The sequence below is a fragment of the uncultured Fretibacterium sp. genome (genome assembly GCF_963544685.1).
Taxonomy (GTDB): Bacteria; Synergistota; Synergistia; order Synergistales; family Aminobacteriaceae; genus CAJPSE01.
In genome coordinates, this window is sequence record NZ_CAUUGJ010000118.1 from 1 (window position 1) to 7110 (window position 7110).

Here is a 7110-nt window from a genome sequence, read left to right on the forward strand (position 1 = left end):
GAGGGCTGGACCTCCGCCACGTTCTTCGGTTCCAACGGCCTTGCGGACAACTCCGGCCCCACCGTCGGCACGGGGTCGGCATCCGGCACGCTCCGGACGATCGCCTTGAACGAGGCGGACGCCCTCGCGGCGGACAGCAGGGCCATGGACGCCATCCCCTCCCACCTGCCGAGCTTCCCGGCCGAGGACGCGAGGGGCGTCGCCCGTCCTCAGCCGACGAACGGCAAAAAGGACATCGGGGCCGTCGAGGAGAAACAGGGCGGAGGCAACGATCCCGGCGCGGACCCATCCCTTACGATCAAGTCCGTTCGGATGAGCGGCATCCCCAACACCCTGACCCGGGTCGGCCAGACCGCAACCCTCACCGCGACGGTCGTCTACGCGAACGGGACGACCTCGAGCTCCGAAAAGGTCACATGGTCCAGCAGCAATCCCGGCGTGGCGCGCATCGACGCCTTCGGCAACCTCTACGCCCGTTCCATGGGCAGAACCGTCATCAGCGTCGCGGTGAACCGGCAGAAAACCGTCGCGGACTCCGCGGACCTCACCGTCCGGGAGGAGATGAGCTACACCAACGTCCACCCCGAGATCTGGAAGATGCTGGGCGAGTTCAACGACCTGCTGAGCGCGCAGGGCGCAGGCCTCACCATTGCGGACTCCGACCCGGCGAGGGTGAAGGCCTCCGCCTTCCAAAAGGCGTTTCGCGACGCCTGGGGGACCTCCGCCGTCCAGGTGACGGAGCTGAAGTCCAGGGCCGCCATCCGCTTCAAGACGGGGCAGCTCCCCTCCGCGCAGGGCTGGAGCACCTCCAGGTCCGCGATCGACGTCTTCCTCGGCGGGCGCAGAAAGGGCGACCTGCTGCCTCTGAGGTACCGATGGAGCCTGTCTTGGGACGAGCTGAGCACGCTGATGGGGCGCAAGGTGACGAAGGTCGAGCCCCGGGAGCTCCTCGACGTCCTGAAGCCGGCCTTCATCTCCGCGGGCGGGGAGGCCTATACGGTCGTGGGAACCGACGGCGCGGCCGCATCTCAGGCAATCTCCTCGGGCGCGCTGAAAGTGACGAACGGCAACAATGGGGCGACCCTGGAGCTGACCGCCTTCGTGGCGGACGCCACGGGCCCGGCCGCCTCACCGGCAAAGACCGGGCCGCGGATCGTCGAGGGGCTCCTGGTGGTCCCGGACGGCGCCGCCGACGGGACGATCTCGGGCGCCATGGGCCTGCTCCAGAAAGCGAAGAGCGGCGGCGGGAACAAGGGCGAGGGCGGCGGCGGTGGATGCGACGCGGGGGTCGGCGGACTTGCGTTGATTTTCGCAGCAGCACTCCTTCGGAGGAAGAGAGGATAGCCTCCGACTTTCGCAGCCAGTCCCTTAAGCAGACGGCCGGCCCCCTGTGGCCGCAGGCCACAGAGACCGTGTCGGTACGGCAAGCCGTAAACCTTCGGTCCGCTTACGTCGAAGCGCGACACCATTGTCGCGCTTCGACGCCAACAGACGATAGGCTGGAGAAAAACGTTTTAAGCAGCGCTTACCCAGCCCCCGCAACAGCCGGGGCCGCCTCACTTTTCAATGGTCGGCCCTTTGCTGTTTGGGCCGAAACGAGGGTATCGCCTCCACCGCTCGAGCGGATTGCGGAATACACGGATTTGTCCCTGGGCGAAACGGAGGCGCTGAGGGACCGGCTGCATTGAGGCATCATCAGGATACGAGAGATGAGCGGCCCCCGGATCCGGGGGCCGCTCGCCTTCAGTCAGAGCGTTTGGAATCGAATCAGAGCGTCCCGTTCTGCGCCCTGCTCAGAAGCTCCATCTTCATCCGATAGTAGGCCGGGCTCATGTCGAGATAATGCTTGTGCGGGTTCTCGAAGCGCTGCTCCTCCGGCCATATCTCCGTCTCGAGCTGGCGTTTTACGTACGCCCGGATTTCCTCGAGCGAAGGGGACGGCTTTACCCTCCTTCCGTCCTCCATGACCAGCTCATGCATCCTTCGGGCCGTACAGCCGGAGTAGACGAAGGTCCTCCACGGCCTCTGCGGATTGACGTAGGGATATTCCCCGCTGAAGTCGGGGGTCTCCTCCGCCATGGTGATCAGGTCGGAGATGGCATGTCCCTGGTCGTCATAGACGCGCCACACCTGTTTCTTCCCGGGGTTGGTGATCTTTTCGAAGGTCTCCGAGACCTTGATCTTGGGGTAGCAGGCCTTGCCCTTGTTCACGGCCACCAGCTTGTACACCGCCCCAAAGACGGGATCGCTCCGCGCCGTAATCAGCCGCTCCCCGACGCCGAAGGCGTCGATGCAGCCGCCCTGCTCCAGTATGGATCGGATCGTGAACTCGTCCAGGCTGTTGGAAGCGACGATCTTGCAATCCGTCAGGCCAGCCTCGTCCAGCATCCTGCGGGCGGCCTTCGAAAGGTAGGCCAGGTCGCCGGAATCCAGGCGGATGCCCTTCAAACGCTTTCCCCTGGGGATGAGGACCTCCCGGGCGACCCGGATCGCGTTGGGGATGCCCGACTTGAAGACGTCGTAGGTGTCCACGAGCAGGACCGAGTTGTCGGGATAGAGCTCCGCAAACCGCTTGAACGCGGTGTACTCGTCGTCGTGATACATGACCCAGCTGTGGGCCATCGTCCCGCTGACGGGGATGCCGAAGATCTGCCCCGCCAGCAGCGTGGCGGTGCTGGAGACACCGCCGATGTACGCCGCCCTGGCGCCGTAGACGGCGGCATCCACGTTATGGGCTCTCCTCGCGCCGAAGTCCGCCACGGCCCGCCCCTGCGCGGCCTGCACGATCCGGTGGGTCTTCGTGGCGATCAGGGACTGATGGTTGATCTGGTTCAGGATCGCCGTCTCCACCAGCTGCGCGTCGATCAGAGGCGCACACACCGTAAGGATCGGCTCGTTGGGGTACATGACGCTGCCCTCCGGCATGGCCGTCACGGTTCCGCGAAAGCGGTAATCCGCCAGCCATTCCAGGAACTTCTCCTCGTAGATATCGAGCGAGCGCAGGTAATCGATGTCCTCCTTTTCGAAATGAATGTTCTCCAGATAATCGAGCACCTGCTCCAGGCCCGCGAAGATAGCGAAGCCGCCTTCATCGGGGTTCCTCCGGTAGAACACGTCGAACGTGGCCGGTCCGTCGGCGTTCCCTCCGCCGAAGTACCCGTTGGCCATGGTCATCTCGTACAGATCCATCATCATGGAGATATTGCGCGGTTCAAACTGCGTCATGGGCCTCACCTCCACTTTCCCCTGCCAAAACCCGGCCCTCCCTGCGCGGGCACCGCGAACCGGAGCGCTCCGGTCCCTTCGGGAGCTCCGGATACGGAGAGGGACATTCCCTTGTATCGAGCTTCAAAAACACCGTGTCCAGAGTCGTACCGGAGAGATAGTCCAGAAACCGCCGCGCCGAGTCCTCGAGGACGGTATCGAAGATGCAGTCCCGAAAGGGGCACTGCGCACAGCACGAGCACAGCGCCGCCGAGGGATCGGGGGCGCCGTCGATCGCCTTGTAGACCGACATGAGCGATATCTGGGAGGGCGCGAGCTTCAACTCGAAACCGCCCCCCACTCCCCGCACGGAACGCACCAGCCCCGCGCGGGCCAGCCTTTGAAAAACCTTAGTCAGATGAGCCTCGGAGACCCCCAGGGTCTGGGCCATGTCCCGGGCGTTGAGCCGGCGTCCCGACGCGGCCAGAAGCCCCATGCCGTGCACGCCGAGGGAAACGGCCTCCGATATGGCGATAACACTGCCCAGCACAAAAACGCCTCCCGTCAGAATATCGACCCGAAACTGTAATCTATTCATCATTTCGGAGTCGGTTTACCTTTGCCGTTTCCTATCATAACACAGAGCATCCCCGGAGGACACCGCAGACTTTCCCAGGCTCGGAGAGACGCGCGTATCCTCCAAAATTGACATGGGGCTTCGCCAAACCGTCGGTCCGGCCTCGGAACGGCGGCGGCCCCGGCGAGCCGCACCCATCAACCCTCAAGCCGGGTTTCCCCAAAGGGAGGCCTTATGGACGGAATCGGCGTTTCCTTAAGTTATAATGTATCCGCAGCGGAAACGAGGAGGATGGGGCATGGCAAAACCTGTGGAGGCCGATGTGGTTTTATCCTGCAACGAGCACCTGCCGACGGTCGACGTCTGGCTGGTGATCGACGTTCTTCGCGCGACGACGGTGATCGTCCGATGGTTCGAGCTTGGAGGCCGGGAGCTCTACCCCACGGACACCCCCGACGCGGCGCGGCGTCTGGCGCACGATCTGGAGCAGGAAGGCCGAAACCCCCTCCTGATGGGAGAGGTAAACGCCATAACCCCTCAGGGGTTCGATCTCGGAAACTCGCCCCTGGACCTCACGAAGGAGCTCGCCGCGGCCCGCGAGTGCGCCGTCATGGCCACGACCAACGGCACGAAGGCCCTCCTGAGGGCTGCGGAAACGGGGGTTCCGGTCTTCGCCGCCTGCATTCGCAACGCCTCGTCGGCGCTCGGCTGCGCCCTGTCGCGGGGGTCCCGGATCGGCCTGCTCTGTTCGGGACGAAAGGGACGTCCCTCCTGGGACGACACCCTCTGCGCCGGCCTTCTGCTCTCCCTCCTGCAGCGGCGGCACCCCGGGCTGAGGCTCGCGGACAGCGCCCGCCTGGCGCTTCTGACCTGGCAGTCCTCCCGGAACGACCTGCAGGCGTCCCTCGCCGGGGCGGATCATGCCGTATTCCTGGACCGGGTCGGCTATAGGGCGGACATCGCCTTCGCGTGCATTCCGGACGCCGTCGAGGCCGTCCCCGAGCTGCACGAGGTCCCGCACGGCGATGGGATGCGCGCGGTCCTGCGCCGCGTCCCCCCGGACGCCATGGGCCCCCGTCTCGGAACCGCTCTGCCCCTTCCGGAACCGGCGCCCGTCGGGCCCCCCCGCACGGAACGGGCTCAGACGGCTCAAAACCGCTTCGCCTCCCTCCTTCAATACGTAAAAAGCGACGCGGACCACCTCTTTCTGGGCGGAAACAGGCATAAGAAATCCGGCAGGGCAAGGCTGCGATAGCACCGACGCCCTGTCCCGGAACGCCGGACGACAAGGCGGAACCGGATTCGATACGATATTGAACCTGATCAAGGGGGACCACGGCGGATGAAGACACTTTACCTGGACTGTTTTGCGGGGATCGCCGGCGACATGCTGATCGGGGCCCTGCTGGGCCTCCTCCCCGACCCGGAGCGCTTCCGCGCGGAGATGCGCAGGCTGACGCTCCTGCCGGAGGACAGTTACGAGCTCGTCATCGAGAGGGGCATGAAGAAAGGCATCGCGGGGACGAACTTCGACGTCCGCACCCACGAACATCATCCGCACCGGGGGCTGCACGAGATCGAGGAGATCGTCGGCGGAAGCGCTCTGTCCGACCGCGTCCGGAGGGAGTCCCTCCGGGCCTTTGCGCTGCTTGCGGAGGCCGAGGCCCAGGTCCACGGGACGACGCCCGACAAGATTCACTTTCACGAGGTGGGAGCCATCGACTCCATCGTCGACATCGTGGGCACCTTCGTCCTGATGGAGCTTCTGGACTGGCCCCGCGTGCTCTGCTCCCCTCTCAACGTGGGATCGGGCACGGTGACCTGCGCCCACGGCGTCCTGCCCGTCCCGGCCCCGGCGACGGCGCTCCTGCTTCGGGGGCTGCCGATATTCTCCCGGGGCGCGCCCATGGAGCGCACCACCCCGACCGGCGCGCTGCTCGCCAGGACCCTGGCCTCCGCCTTCTGCTCCATTCCCGCAGGATCGGTGATCGCGTCGAGCTTCGGCTTGGGCAATCGGGACTCCGAGGACATGCCCAACGTCCTCCGCGTCCTTCTGATGGAGGCCGGCCAGGAGGACGAGGGCCTGGTGCACGAGCGACTGACCCTCCTGGAGTGCAACATCGACGACATGAACCCTCAGGACTTCGAGCCCGTCTCGGGCCGCCTCTTTGAGGCGGGCGCCCTGGACGTCTGGACCGAGCCTATCTACATGAAGAAGGGACGCCCCGCCGTCCGGTTCTGTTGCCTGTCCGAGCCGGAAAAGGCGTCGTCCCTGACCCTGATCATGCTGAGGGAGACCACCTCGCAGGGGGTCCGTCGCATCGCGGCCGACCGCACCCGGCTGCATTTCCGCATCGAACGCGTCTCCACGCCTCTGGGGGAACTCGACGTCAAGACCGCGCTTCTGGGGGACGTTCCCCTGCGCCGCACCCCGGAGTACGAGGACCTCAAGCGCCTCGCGGCCGAGCACGGCCTTCCGATGGCCGAGATGCGCCGCCGCGTGGCGCGCGAACTCTGATGTACCGAAACGCCAAAATACAGATCCGGAAAATTAAGATACAGGAGGGTTTTCCATGTCGATCATCGTAGCGCTGCTGCTCGTCCTTTCCGTCGTCCTCAACGTCCTGCTTCTGACGCGGAAAAAGAACCCGGCCGCGAGGAAAAAATCGGTCCGCTCCGCGATCCTGCAGGGCATCCAGAACGTGAACGAGCTGGCGACCGTGCGGGAACGTTTTCAGTCCATCGTCTCGTTCTCCGACGGCAAACAGATGCCGTTCCTGGGCTTTTGCCTCCCCGGCACCACGCGGAAGTTCATCATGCGGTACGCCGGGGTCATCGTCTGCGGCAACGACCTCTCCAAGCTCAACATCTCCGAGCGGTTCGCGGTCAACCGCGTCCGTGTGGTCGTCCCGCGCAGCCGCATCCTGGACATCTACGCGGACATCCAGAGCTTCGAGGTCTACGACCAGCAGGCGGGGCTCTTCACCTCCATCCGCCTCGAGGACCAGAACCGGGAGGTGACGGCGGACCTGGAGGAGATGAGGCAGAACGCCCTGAAAAGCGGCATCCTGAGCCAGGCGGACGAGAACACCCGTCGGATCCTCACCTCCATCGTCGCAACCACGGGCATGGAGGCCGAGATCGTCTTCGACGACGGCGAGGGCGAGGTCCTGCGCCTCGAGACTCAGGACAGCACGCCCGAAAAGGCCGACGCCGAACAGGACCTCAGCCCCGCCTCCGTGGAGGCGACGGCGGACGAGTGAGCCTTGTAAGCCTTCGAAGTAAGCCTTCAAGGGCATTGCGGGCATTGCGGAGGAAAGCCGCCGCAC

Annotated in this window: 6 protein-coding genes; 4 read left to right on the forward strand and 2 right to left on the reverse strand. The window is 65.1% G+C overall.

Annotation, left to right across the window (positions count from 1 at the left end; translation table 11 throughout):
• Positions 1 to 1344, forward strand: a 1344-nt coding sequence (locus ABLA28_RS09725; protein WP_347713498.1) for an Ig-like domain-containing protein, incomplete at its 5' end; no start/stop codon positions are given.
• 423 nt (positions 1345 to 1767) lie between these two features.
• On the opposite strand, the gene ABLA28_RS09730 is transcribed toward ABLA28_RS09725, so the two are convergent.
• A complete protein-coding gene (locus tag ABLA28_RS09730) occupies positions 1768 to 3225 on the reverse strand; it encodes a nicotinate phosphoribosyltransferase (RefSeq protein ID WP_347713499.1) in 1458 nt (485 codons plus the stop codon).
• Positions 3212 to 3754 carry an Rrf2 family transcriptional regulator gene (locus ABLA28_RS09735; RefSeq protein ID WP_347713500.1) on the reverse strand — a complete coding sequence of 181 codons (543 nt, stop codon included), beginning with the start codon at positions 3752 to 3754 and terminating at the stop codon, positions 3212 to 3214. The genes ABLA28_RS09730 and ABLA28_RS09735 overlap by 14 nt, the downstream gene beginning before the upstream one ends.
• Before the next feature lie 325 nt (positions 3755 to 4079).
• Between ABLA28_RS09735 and ABLA28_RS09740 the strand changes: the two genes are divergently transcribed.
• The 3 genes from ABLA28_RS09740 to ABLA28_RS09750 all read left to right on the forward strand — a co-directional run bounded on the left by ABLA28_RS09740 (position 4080) and on the right by ABLA28_RS09750 (position 7044).
• A complete protein-coding gene (locus ABLA28_RS09740) occupies positions 4080 to 5036 on the forward strand; it encodes a 2-phosphosulfolactate phosphatase (RefSeq protein ID WP_347713501.1) in 957 nt (318 codons plus the stop codon).
• Positions 5037 to 5123: 87 nt separating this feature from the next.
• Positions 5124 to 6299: a nickel pincer cofactor biosynthesis protein LarC gene (gene larC / locus ABLA28_RS09745; protein WP_347713502.1), complete on the forward strand. Its 1176-nt coding sequence runs from the start codon at positions 5124 to 5126 to the stop codon at positions 6297 to 6299.
• Positions 6300 to 6354: 55 nt separating this feature from the next.
• Entirely contained in the window at positions 6355 to 7044 is a 690-nt protein-coding gene (locus ABLA28_RS09750; RefSeq protein ID WP_347713503.1) for a DUF4230 domain-containing protein, read from the forward strand.
• Positions 7045 to 7110: the final 66 nt, after the last annotated feature.

What these genes read in the sequence shown, in the direction of transcription:
- ABLA28_RS09730 (WP_347713499.1), bottom strand. Translation starts at nt 3,225, where the DNA reads ATGACGCAGTTTGAACCGCGCAATATCTCCATGATGATGGATCTGTAC.
- ABLA28_RS09740 (WP_347713501.1), top strand. Translation starts at nt 4,080, where the DNA reads ATGGCAAAACCTGTGGAGGCCGATGTGGTTTTATCCTGCAACGAGCAC.
- larC (WP_347713502.1), top strand. Translation starts at nt 5,124, where the DNA reads ATGAAGACACTTTACCTGGACTGTTTTGCGGGGATCGCCGGCGACATG.
- ABLA28_RS09750 (WP_347713503.1), top strand. Translation starts at nt 6,355, where the DNA reads ATGTCGATCATCGTAGCGCTGCTGCTCGTCCTTTCCGTCGTCCTCAAC.